The organism is Nonomuraea aurantiaca (assembly GCF_020215705.1).
In the GTDB taxonomy this organism is placed as follows: Bacteria; Actinomycetota; Actinomycetes; order Streptosporangiales; family Streptosporangiaceae; genus Nonomuraea; species Nonomuraea aurantiaca.
Window position 1 is genome coordinate 1 of the sequence record NZ_JAIWNB010000055.1, and the last position, 19,052, is coordinate 19,052.

Annotated in this window: 10 protein-coding genes; 2 read left to right on the forward strand and 8 right to left on the reverse strand. The window is 69.0% G+C overall.

Annotated elements, in window-relative coordinates; translation table 11 throughout:
• Window positions 1-169: 169 nt before the first annotated feature.
• Window positions 170-316, forward strand: a complete 147-nt coding sequence (locus tag LDL49_RS53675; RefSeq protein WP_225302685.1) for a hypothetical protein — start codon at window positions 170-172, stop codon at window positions 314-316.
• A gap of 165 nt (window positions 317-481) precedes the next feature.
• On the opposite strand, the gene LDL49_RS53680 is transcribed toward LDL49_RS53675, so the two are convergent.
• Genes LDL49_RS53680 through LDL49_RS53715 form a run of 8 tightly spaced genes read right to left on the reverse strand, consistent with a single transcriptional unit; the run spans window position 482 to window position 16,504 of the window.
• Window positions 482-1,972, reverse strand: coding sequence for an amino acid adenylation domain-containing protein (locus tag LDL49_RS53680; RefSeq protein ID WP_225302686.1), 1,491 nt, complete (start codon window positions 1,970-1,972; stop codon window positions 482-484).
• Window positions 1,969-2,889, reverse strand: coding sequence for a TauD/TfdA family dioxygenase (locus tag LDL49_RS53685; protein ID WP_225302687.1), 921 nt, complete (start codon window positions 2,887-2,889; stop codon window positions 1,969-1,971). Before LDL49_RS53685 ends, LDL49_RS53680 begins: the two co-directional genes overlap by 4 nt.
• Window positions 2,879-4,417, reverse strand: a complete 1,539-nt coding sequence (locus LDL49_RS53690) for a condensation domain-containing protein (RefSeq protein ID WP_225302688.1) — start codon at window positions 4,415-4,417, stop codon at window positions 2,879-2,881. Before LDL49_RS53690 ends, LDL49_RS53685 begins: the two co-directional genes overlap by 11 nt.
• The gene (locus LDL49_RS53695; protein ID WP_225302689.1) at window positions 4,414-5,673 is read right to left on the reverse strand and encodes an MFS transporter; all 1,260 of its coding nucleotides are present in this window, start codon (window positions 5,671-5,673) and stop codon (window positions 4,414-4,416) included. The genes LDL49_RS53690 and LDL49_RS53695 overlap by 4 nt, the downstream gene beginning before the upstream one ends.
• Entirely contained in the window at window positions 5,654-9,562 is a 3,909-nt protein-coding gene (locus LDL49_RS58965; RefSeq protein ID WP_225302690.1) for a non-ribosomal peptide synthetase, read from the reverse strand. Before LDL49_RS58965 ends, LDL49_RS53695 begins: the two co-directional genes overlap by 20 nt.
• A complete protein-coding gene (locus LDL49_RS53705) occupies window positions 9,559-12,846 on the reverse strand; it encodes a non-ribosomal peptide synthetase (RefSeq protein ID WP_225302691.1) in 3,288 nt (1,095 codons plus the stop codon). Before LDL49_RS53705 ends, LDL49_RS58965 begins: the two co-directional genes overlap by 4 nt.
• Window positions 12,843-16,316, reverse strand: coding sequence for a non-ribosomal peptide synthetase (locus LDL49_RS53710; RefSeq protein WP_225302692.1), 3,474 nt, complete (start codon window positions 16,314-16,316; stop codon window positions 12,843-12,845). The genes LDL49_RS53705 and LDL49_RS53710 overlap by 4 nt, the downstream gene beginning before the upstream one ends.
• Window positions 16,313-16,504 (reverse strand): MbtH family protein, encoded by a 192-nt coding sequence (locus LDL49_RS53715; protein ID WP_225302693.1) that lies wholly within the window; start codon window positions 16,502-16,504, stop codon window positions 16,313-16,315. The genes LDL49_RS53710 and LDL49_RS53715 overlap by 4 nt, the downstream gene beginning before the upstream one ends.
• 781 nt (window positions 16,505-17,285) lie before the next feature.
• Here LDL49_RS53715 and LDL49_RS53720 point away from each other — a divergent pair.
• Window positions 17,286-18,818, forward strand: a complete 1,533-nt coding sequence (locus LDL49_RS53720) for an ISL3 family transposase (RefSeq protein WP_225302694.1) — start codon at window positions 17,286-17,288, stop codon at window positions 18,816-18,818.
• The last annotated feature ends 234 nt before the right edge of the window (window positions 18,819-19,052 follow it).

Here is a 19,052-nt window from a genome sequence, read left to right on the forward strand (position 1 = left end):
AGCCTGCGGACCTTGACCGGTTGCGTCACCTGGCCTCCTGAGCGCCGATCGAACGTGATCAGCACCATCCAATCGGCAGGAGCGACTTACACGCCAACCCGGTGATCGTTTCCGGTCACAGCACTAGCGGGAGGCGGTCACCGAGCTGTACGCCGAAGCCTTCGCCTGCGTGTTCATCCGGCGGGCGCGGCGTCTCATCCAGCTGTTCGGCGACGAATACGCCGCCCAGCACGCGATCGGTGAGGAAGCCTTCTGGCACGGTGACCGCGACGACGAGGACGTGCTGCGGCGCTGGCGAGCGGCCGCCAGTGCCTGATCGGGCATGGACGCGCCGCCCTGATCCCATCCCGCACGTACTGGGCTCGCGCCGCTTCAGCATTGCCGACAGCAGTAGACGCATGCGTGATTCACTCCCCTAAGTGACACGGCGCTCGCCGACAAGGGTGCCGGGCGGTGCGGGATTGCGCGACTGACTCCTCGGTTATCCGGCGAAGGCCGTCAGGAGGGCTCTACGGTCGATCTTTCCGTTGCCCGTGACGGGTAGTTCCCGGCGCTCGACGAAACGGGCGGGGACCATGAACGCCGGCAGCCTCTGCCGGGCGAATGACCGCAGAACGCGTTGGTCGAACCTTCCTGACGGCACGACGAAGGCGATCAGCCGGGGTTCGTTCCTGTCATCGCGCAGCAACGCCACGGCGGCCTGGAGGACCGACGGGTGCGCGGTGAGCACGTTCTCGACCTCGGCCGGTTCGACGCGATGCCCGCGCAGCTTGACCTGGTCGTCCGTCCGGCCGCGGAAGTCCAGCAGCCCTTCCGGCGTCCAGGCGGCCAGGTCGCCTGTGCGGTAGAGTCGCCGGCCGGGTACGGGGTCGAACGGGTCGGGGACGAAGCGCTCCGCGGTCAGGGCCGGACGGCGCCAGTATCCGCGCGAGACGCCTGCCCCGCCGATGTGGAGCTCGCCGGTGAAGCCGGGCGGGAGGGGCGTTCCGTCGGGGCCGAGCACGTAGGCGGTGGCATTCTGCACCGGCGTGCCGATCGGCACGCGCGCGCCGAGCCGCTCGTCCACCGCGACAAGGTGGCAGCTGCTGAACGTCGTGCATTCCGTCGGGCCGTAGCCGTTCACGATCCGGCAGTCCGGAGCCGCCGCCCGCAGCGCGGCCACGTGCGAGGCGGACAGCGCCTCACCGCCGGCGAGCACCGCGCGCAGATCCTGGAAGGCGGTGACGTCCTCGTCGATCTGCCGGTGGAACAGCGCGGCGGTCAGCCACAGCACCGTGACCCCCGAGTTCTTGATCACCTCTGTCAGATCGCGCGGTGCCAGCATGCCCGGGGGGGCGATCGCGAGGCGGGCGCCGTTCAGCAGCGCGCCCCAGATCTCGAACGTCGCCGCGTCGAAGGGGGCCGGCGCCAATTGCAGGATGACGTCATCGGGGGTGATGGTCAGGAAGTTGGGTTCGGTGACGAGGTTGACGATGTTGCTGTGCTCCACCATCACGGCCTTGGGCGTGCCGGTCGAGCCGGAGGTGTACATCAGATAGGCGAGATCGCTTTTCGTGACAGGCACGCTCGCCCTCGCACCGTCGCCGGTTTCCCCGACATGGATGGCGTGCACCGGCTGCGGCCGCATGGAAGCGGCGCCTTCCGCGTCGACGAGGGCGACGGCGATCCCGGCGTCGTCGATGATCTGGGAGAGCCTGAGAGCCGGATCGGCGGGGTCGACGGGTACGTAGGCCGCACCTGCCTTGAGCACACCCAGCAAGGTCGCGATCAGCGCAGGAGAGCGTTCCACCGCCACGCCGACCCGTTCGCCCGGACGGACCCCGGCGGCGGCGAGCCGGCCGGCGAGCCTGCTCCCCCACTCGTCCAGCCCGGCATAGCTGACATCTCCTTCGGGCGCGGACACGGCGATCCCCTGCGGATGGGATCGGGCCAGCAGCTCGAAGAGCTGATGGACGCCTGCGGGCCGGGTCACGTCATCGACACCAGGACACGGCGCTCTCCGGTGAACGCCTCGCGGCCGTGCATGGCCAGCTCGTTGTCGACGATCAGCACGTCGCCCGCCTCCCAGGGCACGCTCAGGGTGTTCTTCCGCACCGCGGAGCGCACCTCCTCCAGGTCTTCGACGTCGATGGGGCCGCCGTCGCCGTAGGTGACCGAATGCGGCAGGTCGGCCTCCGTCTCGACCAGGGCGAGCAGAGCTTCGGCCTCCTCCGTGGGCAGGCTCGACGGGTGCCACTGCTCGGCCTGGTTGAACCAGACGAGCTCGCCGGTGACCGAGTGCCGGAGCACCGCCGGCCGGTGCTGGGCGGTGCGCAGGCCGCCGTCCTCCGTCCAGGCGAACTCGGTCTCCGTTTCGCGCAGGAAACTCTCCACCTCGGCGGTGTCGGACGTCTGATAGGTGTCCTGCCAGGACTTGCCGAAGCCGTACCCGCCGTGCAGGCGCTGGCGGTACACCACGCCGCGACGTTCGAATCTGTCCCTCGTGCCCTCGGCGAGGTCGGCGAGTACGGCCCTGCCGTCGCACACGGGTGTGGCACCTCCGGATTCGGCCGGCACCAGGCAGCAGAAGAACAGCCGGGCAGGCCAGCGGTGCGCGTAGGACAGTTCGTTGTGCAGCGATATCGGGTATTCGGCCGGATATTCCGTCGAGGTGAACACGCCGGTCATGACGGTATGCCGCGGCGTGTTGCCGCCGCGGTAACTGTCCAGCGGGCTCCCGAAGGTGCTCACCACGGCGTGGAACTCCTCGGGCGTGCGCACTCCGAGGCCACGCAGCAGTACGGCGCCGTCCCGGATGAGAGCGTGGTCGACGTCCTCACGCACGTCCATGTCCTCAGGCGTCAGGACGGTCATCGTCGTACCACCGGAGGTGATCTTGTCAGTCGGCATCGTCGCCTCCTAGATAGGCGCTAAGGGGCCGCTCGGGGTGGTCGGCCATGTGGGACAGCAACGTGACGTAGCGAGCGGCGAGCGCTTGGGCGAAGTCCGCGTCGTACAGCTGGGTCCGGTACACCAGCGCCCCGCGCAGCGGGCCGCCGTCGTCGGTCAGGTCCACGAAGACGTCACATTTGGCTCCACCGTTGTCGACCTCGATCCATTCCACGTCCAGATCGACCAGCGTCGGCCGCAGACCTGGCTCGTTGTGCATGGTGAGCATGACCTGACACAAGGGCCGGTACGCGGGATCGCGCGGCGGAGCGAGCGCCCGGACGATCGAGTCGAAGGTCGCCGTCGGGTGGTCGAGCGCGGCCAGCGTCGCGTCCTGAACGCGTCGCGACAGCTCGCGGGGGGAGGGATCGTCCGAGGTGTCGGTGCGGATGGCCATCGTGTTGATGAAGCAGCCGACCACCCGCTCCGCCTCCCAGTCCGCGCGCCCCGCCGTCGAGGTGGCCACCACCACGTCGCTCTCGCCCGAGTACTCGGACAGCAGCGCGGTCAGCGCCGCCATGCAGACCGCGTACGGGGTCACGCCCGTGGTCGCGGCCAGCCGGCGGATCCGTGCGGTCAGCTCCGAGCCGATCGGCAGGGAAACCGAGCCGCCCGCGTCCGACAGGGCCGCCGGGCGGGACTCGGGCGAGGGGAAGGTGGTCCGGGCCGGTGCTCCGCGTAGCCGATCCGCCCACCAGGCGACGTCGGCGGGATTCTCCGGCACGCACGCCACATCGGTGTACTGGATGGCCGGTTCGGGCGCGGGCCCGGTCCCGCGGTGGAAGGCATACAGCGCGTTGAGGTCGTCGAGGATGACGGCGCGCGACCAGCCGTCGGCGGCGATGTGGTGCACCACGATCGACAGGACGTGATGATCCGCGCTGAGCCTGCAGAGCGTGGCGCGGATCGGGAGTTGCGCCGCCAGGTCGAACGGCCGGCGGGCCTCGGCGCGCAGCCAGTCGGCCAACTGAGTCTCGGGCACGCGTACCATGCCGGTGGCGAAGCTGTCAGCGGGTTCGATCCGCGGCTGTGGCTGGCCGTCCTGATCTCCATAGGTTGTCCGCAGGATCTGGTGCCTGGTCACCAGCCCGCGCAGCGCGCGCCGGAGCGCGCCCAGGTCGACGGCGCCACGCAGCCGCAAGGTCAGCGGAATCGTGTAGGGAGAGTGGCCGTCGGAGAACTTCTCGGCGAACCACTGCAGCCGCTGCGTCGGCGACATGCTCGGCCGTTCGGGCTGTGCGAAGGGCGTGGTCGTCACGGGCGGTCCTGCGGCGATACGGGCGGCCAGCGCGGCCGGCGTGCCCGCGGCGAAGACGGCGCTGACCGGCAGGTCGACGCCGAACAGCCGGCGGACCCTGGCCGTGAGCCGGGCCGCGGCCACTGAGTGGCCCCCAAGGGCGACGAAGTTATCGGTCGGCTCGACGTGAGCCACGTCAAGGAGCTCGGACCAGATCGGCAGGAGCCGTTCGAGCTCGGAGACCGCCGTCACCGTGCCACATCCGGAACGCCGCGCAACCGGATGAGCGGGGAGCAGAACTGGAACACCAGCGGCACGAGAATACCGATGGCGCAGACGAGAATGGTGGCCCGCAGCCCGAGCGGCTCGGCCGCGAAGCCGGCGGCCAACGCCCCTAGAGGCGCGATACCCAGCCCGAACGCGCGGAAGGTCGCGGCGACACGGCCCTGCAGGTGGTCAGGGGTGACAGCCTGCCGGACCGTCATCGTGACCATGCCACCCAGCGGCATGCCCACGCCGAACATGAGCTGCGCACCTGCCAGTGCCGCCACGGCCGACCATTTCGAGCCGTCCGCCAGTGGAATCAGCAGATAGGAGACGTTACCGAAGACCCCGGCGATGATCAGCATCCGGCCGAGCCCGATCCGGTCGACCAGTCGCGGCGCGAGCGCGGAGCCGGCGACCGCGGCCGGACCGCCGATCGTGAGGATGATCGCGATCAGGCTCGCGTCGATGTGCAGCTCCTGGAGCGCGAACGGGTAATACAGCGCTTGGATACCGGTCATGAAGAACATATAGAACGATGTTGCGAGCAACGTCGGGCGGAGCAGGGGCTGCGACCAGACGAAGCGGACGCCCTCTTTGATCGACAGGAACACCCTCTGCGGCTCGCCGGAGCTCGCCGGAGCGGGCTCCGGCCGCCGGATCAGCAGGCACGCGAACGCCGACGCCAGGAACGTCACCGCGTCCACCACGATCGCCCCAGCCGCCGAGAACCAGCTCAGCAGCAGAGCCGCCAGCCCTCGTCCGGCCACTTCCGAAGCCGATATCGACAGCTGCGTCTTACTGTTGGCCTCGGGCAGTTGCTCGCGTCTGACCAGAGAAGGCAGATACGCGTGGTCGGCGACATCGAAGACCACCTGCAGCATGCCCATGATGACGACGGCGACACAGAGCCACGCGAGAGTGAGCTGACCGGCGAAGTAGAGCAATGGAATGGTGATCAGGAGCACGCCCTGGCCGAAGTCCGTCGCGATGAGCAACGGCCTGCGGCGGACCCTGTCGGCCCAGACGCCGACGAACAGGATGAAGACGAAGGGCAGCTTCTGCAGCGCCGACAGCACGCCCATCTCCGATGGTGAGGCGTGCAGCAGCGACACCGCGACGATCGGCAACGCGACCGCGGTGACCTGCGACCCGACCAGCGACAGACTCTGGCCGATCCACAGTTTCATGAACTCCGCATCGCGCCACAGGCTGGAGATTCTGTCACCGACCTCCGTTGACACGGTCGAGCACCTCCCGGAATGCCGCAGCGGTGCCGGGAACGTGCGGTTCCTCGGCGGTGCTGATCCTGCTGCCGGGGATCGGGACGAGCTCCAGTTTTCCAGTGACCACCTCGTCCCATCCGTGGGCGTGCTCCGGCGGGAAGTCGGTGTCGTCGACCGGTTTGAGCAGCGCCAGGTCGCCCTCGTATGGCGCGTGCGTCTGACCGAGCAACGCGCTGACATTCGCCCGATACACCCGCAGCATGCGCTCAGCCTGAGCGAGGTCTGTGACGGCGGGGTCGAGCACACCCGCCCGGCCGGCGCCTTCGACGATCGCCGCGAGCCGCTCTCTCGGGGACAGCTGTGCCAGGCGCTCATGGTCGATGTCGTAGTCCGCGCCCGCGAGCGCGCTTGCCATGAGGGCGACGTCGTCGCTGAGCCTGGGGGCCACTGCGTCGGTCGCCTGCGACCAGAACACCGCCACCAGCGGGACCTCGGTCCCCTCGGCGCGGAGTCTGCGCGCCACCTCGATCGCGATGTTGCCGCCGACGCAGAAGCCTGCCAGGACGACAGGTCCGTCGGGCCGTGTGTCCCGCACCCGCCGTGCGTAGTCCTCGACCATCGCCTCCAACGTGACGTGCGGCGTTTCCCCGTCGACGAATCCGCGGGCGGAAATGCCGTACGCAGGCTGATCTTCGCCCAGGAGCATGGCCAGTTTGCGGTAACGGAAGACCTGACCGCCGAGCGCGTGCACGAAGAAGATCGGCACACGGGATCCGGACGCTCGCAACGCGACGACACGATCCGCAGGCACGAGCTGGTCCGGTGATCTCAGCAGCGTGGCCAGCTGTTCGATGGTGGGATGAGACATGAGCGTCTCGACTGGCACCCGATGACCGAACTCTTTGCGGATTCGGGTGACCAGCCGCAGCGCCCGCAAAGAGTGGCCGCCCAGCGCGAAGAAGTCGTCGCGCATGCTGACCGCACGAACGTCGAGTATCTCCTCCCACATCGCCTCGAGTCTGGACTCGACCAGGTCGCGGGGCGGTAAGAACTCCCGGGGGCCGGCGACGGTATCGGGCAGCGCCGCCCGGTCAAGTTTGCCGTTGGGCAGCACGGGAATGTCGTCGACCAGCTCGAATCGGCTCGGCACCAGCGCCGGTGGCAGCCGGTGGGCGCAGAATGACCGCAGTTCCTCCGCGGCGCCCTCGCGCGGGCCGGACCACACCACATAGGCGATGAGAACTCGCTGGTGGAGTTCCTCTCCCGAAAGGACGGCGACCGCCTGCATGACCGCGGGGTGTTCAGCCAGGCGCACTTCGATCTCGCCGAGCTCCGCGCGCACACCGCGGATCTTCACCTGGTTGTCGCGGCGCCCGGCGAACTCGAGCTGACCGTCCGGCAGCCAGCGGGCGCGGTCGCCGGTGCGGTAGAGCCGTCCGCCCACCGCTCCGGACAGGTGGTCGGGGACGAAGCGTTCGGCCGTGAGTCCGGCGCGGCCGAGATAGCCCCTGGCGATCTGATCTCCGCCGACATAGATCTCTCCTGCGGTGCCTATGGGGGTCGGCTCGCCGTCGTCGTCGAGCACATACAGGACGACGCCGGGACCGGGGCGGCCGATCGGCACCGGCGCGCCCGGATCGCCCGCCTCAGTCGGCCACTGTGTTGCCGCGATGCCCAGTTCGGTGGGGCCGTAGATGTTGTGCAGCTTCGCCGGCGATTGGGCGGCGAAGGACTCGACCACGGCCCTGGGCAGCGTCTCGCCGCCTGAGACGACCGCTGTCAACCGATCGCATCGGCCGAAGGCTCCTTCCTGGGCCAGCAGCGTGATCAGGCTCGGCACCAGGTAGGTCGCCGTCAGGCCGTACCGGTTGAACACCTCGGTGAAGGTGTCGGCGTCGACCACCGCCTCGGTCGGCACGATGACCACGGCCGCACCCACCGCGTATGCCATCACCAGCTCGATGAACGTGCCGTCGACGCTGAGCGGGGCGCGCTGAGCCACCCGGTCGCGGCCGGTGAGCCCCATGTGCCTGGCATGCCAGGAGCAGAACTGCGTCGTGGCTCGGTGCGTGAGCATGACTCCCTTGGGCCGGCCCGTCGAGCCCGAGGTGAAGAGCACGGCGGCGATTCCGTCCGGGTGCGTGGAGCGAGGAGCTGCGAACGTGTCGGCGGCGGCTCCCTCGATGGGCACGATGGTCACATCCAGCCCTTCGAACCCGGTCTCCTTCCTGGTGACCACGGTCCGTGCGCCGGCTTCGGTGATCAGCTCCCGTAGCCGTGGCATGGGATGGTCCAGGTCGAGTGGCAGGGCCGCGCCGCCGGCCTGCATCACGGCCAGGATCGCGACCACGGCATCCGCCGAGCGGGGCAGACCGACCGCCACCACCGATTCCGGGCTCACACCGACCTCGGTCAACCGATCGGCCAGCGCCGTGACCCGGCGCCACAGCTCGTGGAAGCTCAGCACCCCCGTCTCGTCCACCACCGCGTCGGCTTCGGGTGTCGTGGACGCCCAGGCGGCCACCATGCCGTGGAGCGTCTCCGGTGGGGCGGGCGGGCCCGCCAGATCGCTCCAGGCGGTCATCCGGTCGAAGTCGCCGCACAGGAGCGGGCGTGCGAGCCGCGGGTCACGGCCGGGCTCCTCGGTGAGCTCCGCCAGAACCGCCAGATAGTGCTCACCGATGGCGGCGATCTGCTCCGGCGGGAAGCGGGTGCGATGGTAGGAGAGCGTCAGGCCGGCCTCTTCCGGGGAACGGGCGAAGACGGCGGTGAAGGGGATGTTGGTCGTCTCCACGTGATCCTGGCGCAGTACCCGAACGGGCCCCTGAGCGGGGAGCCCCTCGTAGACGTGGAAGTCGTGGAAGTCGAAGGCGGTCTCGAACAGTGGGGACCGGTCGGCCAGGCGCTGGATCTCGAACAGCGGGTAGCGCCGGTGCGGCATGAGCCGGACGACCGCGTCATCGACCGCGCCGATCAGCTCGGTCCAGGTCGGCCTGTCGGTGCGGACCCGCACGGGCACGGTGTTGAGGAAGAGCCCCGCGATCTCGGCGCCGCTCTCGGTCTCGGGACGGCCGTGCGTGACGACGCCGGTCATCACGTCGGATTCACCCGCCAACAGAGCGAGCACGCGCAGATGGGCGGTCAGCAACAGCGTGCGCAGCGGTACGCGCAACTGGTCGGCGGTCGCGGTGAGCCGGTTGATGAGCGACCGGTCGAACTCGATCACGTGCCGGTCGCTCACCACGTCACCTCCGGTCGGATAGCCGGGCAGGACCGGCAGCCGGGTGGAGAGGGCGTCGGCGACCACGCTTCGCCAATGCTCGGCGCTCGCCGGCGAGCCGACCGCCTGTCGTTCGGCGGCGACGAAGTCGCGGAAGGTCGCGGAGAGCGGTTCGACGGGCAGCGCCGTGCCCTCCATCCGCGCGGCGTACCTCCGTAACAGCTCTGTGATGAGGCTGGCCACGCTCCACCCGTCGAGAATGGCGTGGTGGAAGCTGAGGGAAAGGGCGAAAGCCCGGCCGGGAAGGAGGTGGGCGGTGGCCCGCAGCAGCGGCGCGGCGGCCAGGTCGTACGGCCGGAACTGCTCGGCCTCCCGCCATTCCCGAAGCCCATTCTGCGCGTCGCCGGCTTCCGACCAGTCGACCACCTGGAAGGGGACGGTGGCTCCGGTATGGACGAGCTGCATGGGCTCGGAGAAGTCGGTCAGGTCGATGGAGGTCCGCAGGACCGGGTGTCGCTCCACCAAGTCACTCAGGGTCGCGCGCAGCGCCGCGACGTCGAAGCGGCCCTCCAGCGTCACGGTCACCACGTCGTGGAACACCGCGTTCCGCGCCTGATGTTCGCCGTGATAGAGCATGCCGGACTGCAGGGCGGCGAGAGGGTAGGCGTCCTCGATCACCGGCTTCACTGATCTTCTCCGTTCTGGCTGGCGATGCGGGCCGCGTCAGCCGGGTTGAGCAGCCCGAAAGCCACGGTCGGCGGCGTGCTGTGATCGGGGTGCGCCGGGTTCAGGTGGCGGGACAGTTCTCTGGGTGTGCGGTGACGGAACAGGTCGGCGAGCGTGACCTCCAGTCCCGCTTTCCGCAGCCGGGAGACGACTTTCAGGCTGCGGATGGAATCCCCGCCGACGGCGAAGAAGTCGTCGTCCGCGCCGACCGCGGCCAGCCCCAGTGCATCACGCCAGATCTCGGCGATGAGACGTTCGGTGCCTTCCGCAGGTGGCTCGCCGGGCACGGCGGGGACAGGGGTCGCGGTTCGCAGCAGCGCGGCGCGATCCAGCTTGCCGTTGCTCGTCACCGGCAGCCGGTCGAGCTGCCGGTAGTCGGCCGGGATCATGTGGGCGGGCAGGCGGTCGCGCAGGCGGGCGGCCCAGTCGACGGCGTGGTCCGTGACCAGGTACGCGACCAGCCGGGTGTCTTGGACGAGGACCACGGCGGCGCGAACCTCCGGCTGGTCGGCCAGCGCCGCCTCGATCTCGCCGAGTTCGATGCGGAAGCCGTGCACCTTCACCTGGTGGTCGAGGCGGCCGAGGAAGTCGATCGCGCCCGAGGAGCGCCGACGGGCCAGATCGCCTGTCCGATAGAGGCGCGATCCCGGCGGGCCGTAGGGATCGGGGACGAAGCGCTCGGCGGTCAGGCTTGGCCGGCCGACGTACCCCCGCGCGAGCTGCAGCCCGGCGATGCACAGCTCGCCCGGGACACCGAGCGGCACGCGCGCTCCGGCAGCGTCCAAGATCTCGATCCGCGTGCCCGGGACGGGGTCGCCGATGGGTACCGCCGTGCGCGGGCTCAGCCCGCGCACGGGCTGCCACGTCACGTCCACGGCGGCTTCCGTGGGACCGTACAGGTTGTGCAGCTCGACGTGCGGCAGCGCGTCCAGGCATCGGGCAGCCAGGTCGGTGGAGAGCGCCTCGCCCGAGGAGAACACCCTGCGCAGGTCCTTCAACCGGTCGCCCACGTACGGTTCCTCGCAGAACGCGTCCAGCATGGAAGGGACGAAGTGCACAGTGGTGATCCGTTCGCGCTCCATGAGCTCGACGAGATATCCGCTGTCGCGATGGCCGTCGGGAGCCGCCACCACGAGTGCCGCTCCCGCTGTGAAGGGCCAGAAGAACTCCCAGACGGAGACGTCGAAGGAGGCGGGCGTCTTCTGCAGGACCCGATCGCCGGGACCGATCGGGAAGAATCGCTGCATCCAGCCGAGCCGGTTGGAGATCGCCCGGTGCGAGACGCCGACGCCCTTGGGCACGCCGGTGGAGCCGGAGGTGTAGATCACATAGGCGAGCGCGTCCGGCGGCGGGTCCGATCGCGTGGAGTCCTGCTCGGCCACGGCTTCTTCTTCGTCGTCGAGCCGTAGGACGCGGGCTCCCGTCTCGCCGAACGTCGCGGCGTGCTCCGTGAGCGTCACCACGGCCACCGCCTGGGCGTCGGAGGCCATGAACGCCAGCCGCCCCGCGGGATAGTGCGGTTCCAGGGGCAGGTACGCGCCTCCCGCCGCGTGCACGGCGTGCAGCGCCACGACCAGGTCGACGCCGCGCGGGAGACAGACGCCGACCACCGTGTCCGTGCCCACGCCCGCCTGCTTGAGCCGTCCGGCGAGCCGGTTGACGCGTTCGGCCAGCTCGCCGTAGGTCAGCCAGGCGCTGTCGAAGCAGATGGCAGGGCGTTCTGGATGCTCGCGAACGGCGTCCCGGAACTGGCGTGGCAGGCTGCGGTAGGCCGCCCGATCGTCCGTGCGGTCCCAGGCGGACAGCAGCGCCTGCTCTTCGAGGGTCAGCAGCGGCAGCTCGGACACGGGCAGATCAGGGTCGTCGACCGCATGCGTGAGCAGTTGCCGGTAGTGCCCGGCGAGCCGATTCGTCCGCTCGGCGTCGAACAGGTCGGCGGCGTAGTCCAGGTCGCACCGCAGCCTGCCGCCGACCTCGGTCACCTGCAGGTTGAGGTCGAACTTGGCCGTCTCAGGAATCATGTCCAGGGGCGTCAGCCGCAGGCCGCCCGCGGCGTCCAGGGCCGGTGGCGTGTTCTGCAGCACCATCATGACCTGGAACAGGGGATTGTGGGCCAGGTCGCGTGACTCGGCCAGTTGGTCGACCAGCCGCTCGAAGGGGAAGTCCCGGTGTTCGAAACCCTCGAAGGCCCGCTCGGTGGTGCGCCGTACCAAGGTGGCGAAACTCGGGTCGCCGGACAGGTCGCCGCGCATCACCAGCGTGTTGAGGAACAGGCCGACCACGCCGTCGAAGTCGGAGCCGGGGCGAATGGAGATCGGCGTGCCCACGGGAATGTCGCGGCTGCCGGTGTAGCGCGACAGCAGGGCCTGCCAGCCGGCGAGCAGCACGGTGAACAGCGTGCCGCGCCGCGACGCGGCCAGTTCTCGTAGCGCGCTCGTCAGGTCCTCATCCAGCCAGAACGTCACCCTCCTGCCGCGGAAGCCGAGCCGGGATGACCTGGGCCGGTCAGTAGGCAACTCCAACGACTGCGGCATGCCGTCCAATACCCGGCGCCAATAGGCGAGATGAGCGTCGTCGTGCGCGGCTCGCTTGAGGAAGTCGGCATAGGTGGCCGGCAGCGGATCCCAGGCGATGGCGCGGCCGGCCACCGCCTCGCCGTAGGCGCGCAGCAGGTCCGACAATACGAGCGAGAGAGACCAGCCGTCCAGGGCGATGTGGTGCGCAGAGATGATCAGCCGGTGCTCCTCGGCCGCCATTCGCAGCAGCCGGAGGCGGATCAGCGGGCCTCGCGTGAGGTCGAAACGGTGCTGGGTCTCCTGCCGCGCGACGCGTTGCGTGGCCGAGTGCCACTCCTCCGAAGCCAGGCCCGACAGATCCTCGTACATCAGGGGAAGATCCCCGGCGGACGGCCTGACGTGCTGGCGCGGCTCTCCGTCGACTTCCGCGAACACGGTACGCAACATCGGATGCCGGTCCACGACGGCACGGAACGCGGTGTGGAGGGCCGTTCTGTCGAGGGTCCCGTCGACCCGCCAACCGGCGACGATCGTATAGGCGGGGAAATCGGGGCCGAGCTGATCGAGGAACCACATGCGCCGCTGCCCCGGTGACAGCGGGACAGCATCGTCCTCGCCGCCCCGGTCGGTGACGGCCGTGCGTGCCGCCCGGCGGGCGTGCAGTTTCCGCTCCAACTCGGCCCGCTGCCGCGGGTCGAGTGCTGACAACCTGTCGAGCGCGTCACTCATGCGGCGTCATCCCCTCCGTCCACTGCGTCCAGCAGGTCGGCGCCCTCGTCCAGCTCGTCGAGCTGGGCCGCGAGCACGGCGAGGGCCAGGCTCTCGACGGTCGGCTGGTCGAAACACCAGCGCAGGGGGATGGACACGCCGTACCTCTCAGCGATCCAGCCGACCACTCGCGCGGCGAGCAGCGAATGGCCGCCGATGTCGAAGAACCTGTCCGCGATGCCGATGTCGTCGTTGCCTATCAGGTCGATCCACAGGGCGCACAGCTCGCGCTCCAGGTCAGTGCGCGGTGCGACGTACTCCTGGACAGGTTCGCCGCCGTCCGTCTCGGGGAGGGCGAACGAGCCGGTGCCGGAAGGAAGGAAATGCGAAATCGGTGCGTCCGGGTCGTCCAGGACGGCGGCGAAGACCTCCTCGAACCTCGCGGCGAGAGGGGCGACGCCTTCGGCGGTGAACAGATCGGTCCGGAACTCCAGCTCTCCCGCCAGCCCGTCGTCGACCACCTCGAACAGCGCGACAAGCTCAGCCTTGGCCGTGCCCGTGTCGATGGGTTCGGCCTGGAAGGTGACCTCGTCGAGCACGATCGGCGGCCGTTGCTCTTCCGCGACCATCATCATGATGTTGACCAGCGGAGTGTCGCCCAGTCTGCGCCGCGGCCGGATCTCCTCCACGAGCGCCTCGAACGGCAGGTCGCGATGAGCCACCGCGTCGAGAGTGGCGGTGCGGATCCGGCCCAGCAGGGCGCGGAAGGACAGGTCCCGGTCGACGTCCGTACGCAGGACCAGGGTGTTGCCGAAGAAGCCCACCGTGCCTTCCAGTTCTGGGCGCGGGCGGAAGGCCACCGGGATACCGACAGCGACATCCCGTTGTTCGGTCCGCTCGGCCAGGACCAGATGGAATCCGGCAAGCAGGATCATGAACAGCGTCGCGTTCTCCGCTGTCGCGAACGCGCGCAGCCGCCCGGTCAGCGCCCCTGACAGGTCGAACCTGACCCGGCTGCCCGCCGGGCTCACCTCGGGCGGCCGGGGCAGATCGGTGCGCAGCTCCACTCTCGCGGGCAGGCCGGTCAGCCGTTCCCGCCAGAACTCCAGCTGGCGGGCGTATGCGCCGCGCGCCAACAACTCCCGCTGCCACACCGCGAAGTCGGCGTACTGGACCTGAGGGGGCTCCAGCGCCGGCCCGCCGCCGTTGCGAAGGGCGCGGTAGAGCAGGCCGAGCTCTCGGTGCAGGATGCGCATCGACGGCCCTTCGGTCGCGACGTGATGCATGGTCAGCAGCAGCAGATGCTCGTCGTCGGACAGCCGGGTGACCAGGACCCGGATGGGGATCTCGGCTTTCAGGTCGAAGGGACGCTCGGTGTGCGCGGCTATCAGCCGGCGCAGCTCCTCCTCCCGGCCAGCCTCAGGCTCCCCGGACAGATCGGCGAACGTGTACGGGATCCGGGGGGCGGGCTCGATGTGCTGGAGCAAGCCGTCGGCCCCAGGAACGAGCCGGGTCCGCAGCACCTCGTGGCGGCGGACCAACTCCGTGACGCACTCCCGCAGCACTTCCAGGTCGACCTCGCCCAGAGCGCGGACGCCGAAGTTGGTGTTGTACAGAGGGCTGTCCGGATCGAGCTGGTTGAGGAACCAGAGCCGCTGTTGCCCGTGAGAGGCGGGCAGCTCCCCGGTCCTCGGCACCTTGACGACCTGAGGAAGCCGGCTGTCGCCGCGAGCTCGCGCCGCCTCGACGGACCTGGCGAGGGCGGCCACGGTGGGGGCCTCGAAGACCGCGCGGACGGGGATCTCGACGTGGAAGGCCGCGCGGAGCCGGGACAGCAGCTTGGCCACCAGGAGAGAATGTCCGCCGAGGGCGAAGAACCCGGCCTCCCGATGCGTGACCCGCAGGCCCAGCAGCTCGCTGAACAGGTCGGCGATCGTCTGCTCGACGTCGGTGAGCGGCGCCTGCTCCTGGCCGGATGAGTCCCAGGCAGGGACGGGCAGACGTTCCTTGTCGACCTTTCCGTGCCGGTTGAGCGGGAACGCGTCGAGCACGACGAGCGCGGCGGGCACCATGTAGCCGGGCAGCTCGGCTTCGGCGTGGCGCACGAGCTTCTGGGTGTCGAGCTCCGCTCCCTTCCGGGCGGTGAGGTAACCGACGAGCCGCGCCTGACCGGTCGCGGCCGCATCCGCCGTCACGAAGGCGTCGGCGACCTCGGGATGACCGGCGAGCACGTGGGCCACTTCGGCGGGCTCCACGCGGAAGCCGCGGATCTTCACCTGGTTGTCGAGCCGGCCGATGAACTCGAACGTCCCGTCGGCGCGGCGCCGGACTCGGTCGCCCGTCCGGTACATCCGCGCCCCGGGCGTGACGGCCATGGGATCGGGCACGAACGAGGCCGCGGTGAGCCCTGGGCGGTTCACGTACCCCCGGCCCACGGTGAGACCGCCGACGCACAGCTCGCCGCTTTCTCCGGCAGGCACCGGGTTCAGCAGGTCGTCAAGGACGTGAAGCGTCGCATGGGCCAGCGGCGGTCCCAGCGGAGTGCTCCCGTCGCCCGCCGGGTGAGCGAGCTCGATGCCGTCAAGGGCGGAGACGCCGACCGTCGTCTCGGTCGGCCCGTAGTGGTTGATGACCCGGCATGCGGGGCGCAGGCCGCTCAGTCCGGAGAACCATTCCCAGCGCGACGGCTCGCCTCCCAGCAGCAGCGCCTTGCGCGGCATGAGAACGTCCGCCCGGACGTCCGCGGCGTGGAGGGCGGCCAGATGCGACGGAGTGATCTTGAGAAAGTCGGTACGGGCGTCGCGGAGGTGCCCGGCCACCCACTGCGGGTCCGTGGCGAGGTCCGGCGGTATGACCCACAACGTGCCGCCGGCGGCCAGCGCGGGATACAGCATCGTCAGGCTCGAGTCGAAGGTCACCGGCTGCAGCATGGAGAACACGTCGCCGGGCTGAGGCGCGAGCAGCTTCATCATCTGGTCGACGTACGCGGCCAGATTGGCGTGGGTGATACCGACTCCCTTGGGGCGGCCGCTCGATCCCGACGTGTAACGCACGTAGGCGAGCGCCTCAGATGGCACCGGATCCGCATCCGCGGAGAGGGCATGGTCCAACACCTCGGCGAGGCGCAACACGGGCAGGCCCTCCCAGACGTCCCTGACGTCATCGGCGAGCACCAGGACTGCGCCGGCGTCCATGGCCAGCGTCCTGAGCCTGCCGGCGGGATCCCTCGGATCGAGCGGCAGGTAGGCGGCACCCGCTCGCGCGACCCCCAGCATTGCGACGATCAGATCCACCGTCGGCTCGACGGCCAGGGCGACCAGTGTGTCGGTGCCGCCTCCCACCTTGTGCCGGAGATATCCGGCGAGTCTGGAGGTTCGCAGTTCGAGTTCGGCGTACGTGAGCCGCCCGCCCGAAGCATCGGCGAGGGCCAGAGCAGCCGGCCGGGCCTGGACGTGCGCGGCCATGAGCTCAGTGATGGACCCTGCCGTCATCGCTCGTCCATCACACGTCGAACGCTCGCCGGCCGCATGTCTGTCCATACCCGTTCGATATGCGCCAGGCACTCCTCTTTCGAGCCGGAAAAACCCACGTCTCGCCAACCAGAAGGAAGAACTTTATTGCCGGGCCAGATCGAGTACTGCTCTTCATCATTGATGACCACAAGCTGGATGTCGGACAACGGTGCCATCCCCTTCCGGTGGCGAATATGCGATAAATTCGCCGTCCAGAATCGATTTCGATGAGACGATGCGTGATCCGCCGGCCGGCGCGATGGCGACCATCCGCGCCGGACGGGGGAAATATGCTGCGGCAAAAGGGTGACGCAGGCAATCAGTTTCAATTGGGCGCCCCGGCAGTTTCACGTTATGAAAGGACGGCGACGGTGAAATGACAGACGCCGATGGAAGAGTCTTTGTCGTCTGCGCCGCGATGGTGCGACGGCTAGAAGCCGGAGCTGGATACCTGTGCGGGTGAAGCAGTCGGAGGGTCGCTGGCAGAGCTTCTGTCGAGGTCGGGCCGACTGTGATGGGGGTGGCGGCTATGAGGCCTGCGCCCAACGAGCCGAACACCATTGTCGTGGGCGCCTACTCTGCCCATCTCGCTTCTCCCCCCCCACGATCATTCGCAAAAATATCGATCGTGCGGTCTGCCGGTAAAGTTGCATTTCTGACAATAGTCGCCTATATCGTGCCTCACTCGGCTTCTCGCCGGGACTGCCCCTCCACGTGCGCTTCGTCGAGGATCGGGCGCACTGTTCGTCCCAGCCGCCGCAGACTGGTACGTCGCCGGACTCGAACTCCCCGAGAACATCCCCGCCGGGATCGAACTCCGTAGATGACACGATCACGAGAGGCAGGCGATGATGGGTGAGTCGGGTCTGTCCAGTAATCGGCTCTGTCTCTTTCGGCTCTGTCGCAGATTCGGTGGTGACGGTACGTTTCGTAGCGTCACGTTGAGTCATGCATGGTGTCGATGAACTTCTAGGAACGGTGTTTTCGGGGTTATCGCCGCTGGTCGTGGAGTATGTAGCGGCCGAGGGCGAGCAGATCCGGATACGAGCGCGGACCCCGGATAGGTCGGTCGCCTGCCCAGGTTGCGGGGCCGAGACGGCGCGTGTGCACGGCTATCACGAGCGCCGTGTGGCTGATGTCCCAGTCGATGCCCGCGGCGTGTTGGTGGTGGTGCGGATTCGCCGCCTCATCTGCCCGACCCACGGCTGCCGTCAGACCTTCCGCGAACAGCTCCCCGGCGTGCTGGAGCGCTACCAGCGGCGCACGCCCCGCCTGAGCTCTCAGATCGGCGCGGTGGTTCGCGAACTGGCCGGCCGCGCCAGTATGCGAGCCTTATCCGCGCTGGCCGTACATCTGTCCCGGCATACCGCCCTGCGCATCTTGTTACGCCTACCCCTGCCGCAGCCTCGGGTGCCCCGAGTACTGGGGGTGGACGACTTCGCCCTGCGCCGGCGTCACCGCTACGCCACCGTGCTGATCGACGCCGAGACGCGCGAGCGTATCGACGTCCTGCCTGGCCGCACCGCTGACGTGCTGGAAGCGTGGCTTCGCGCCCATCCCAAGGTGCGGGTCGTCTGCCGGGACGGCTCGAGCGCCTACGCCGAAGCGATCCGCCGCGCGCTGCCGGACGCCATCCAGGTCGCTGACCGGTGGCACCTGTGGCACAACTTCGGCGAAGCTGTCCTGAAAGAGGTGGCAGGGCATAGCGCCTGCTGGGCCAAGGCCGGACCTCCCCTGCAGGACGGCGAGCGCGCGCAGACCACCCGCGAACGCTGGCACCAGATCCACGACTTGCTCAGCAAGGGCGTCGGCCTGCTCGAATGCGCCCGCCGCCTGAACCTGGCTCTCAACACCGTCAAACGCTACGCACGCGTGCCCGAACCCGAACGCTTGCAACGCGCCCCGCAATACCGGCCCACCCTCGTCGACCCCTACCGAAACTACCTTCGGCGCCGCCGCGCCGATGACCCCGCCGTTCCCGTCCTGCACTTATTCAATGAGATCAAGGACCTCGGCTACACCGGTAGCTTCAACCTCCTCTACCGCTACATCACCCAAGGCCGGGTCGAAGCCGACCGTCTGTCCATCGCACCCCGTCGCCTGGCCCGGCTTCTGCTGACCCGGCCCGACCACCTCACAGATGAGCGCCGCCGCTTGCTCGACGATCTCACCAGCGCCTGCCCTGAGATGATCGACCTGGCCGGACTCGTCCGCAGCTTCGCCGGCCTGCTCCGGCCGCACGAGGGCAACGCCGGCCGCCTCGACGCGTGGATAGCCACCGCCCGTGCCGCCCAGCTGCCTCACCTGCATGCCTTCATCCGCGGCCTTGACCAGGACCGCGATGCCGTCCGCGCGGCCGTCACCTTACCGTTCCACAACGGCGGGACCGAAGGCGTGAACACGAAGACGAAACGCATCATGCGTCAGATGCACGGCCGAGCCGGCTTCGCACTCCTCCGCCACCGCATCCTTTTGTCTTGACGCTCCGTTACCACCGAAAGAGAGACAGAGCCGATTACTGGACAGACCCGTAAGGCCTGTCCATGGAAGGAAGGCGGTCACCGCGAGTGCGGCTCCCATCGCGACCGCTGCGCAGGCGTGGTCGGGGTGACCGCGTGTGGTGGTACCGGCGCGGCGTGTATGTGGAGGGAAGTCAGCCATCGGACCAGTGTAGAGAGCAACGTCAGCGATTTCGTGTTTCTGACCCGCTTCATG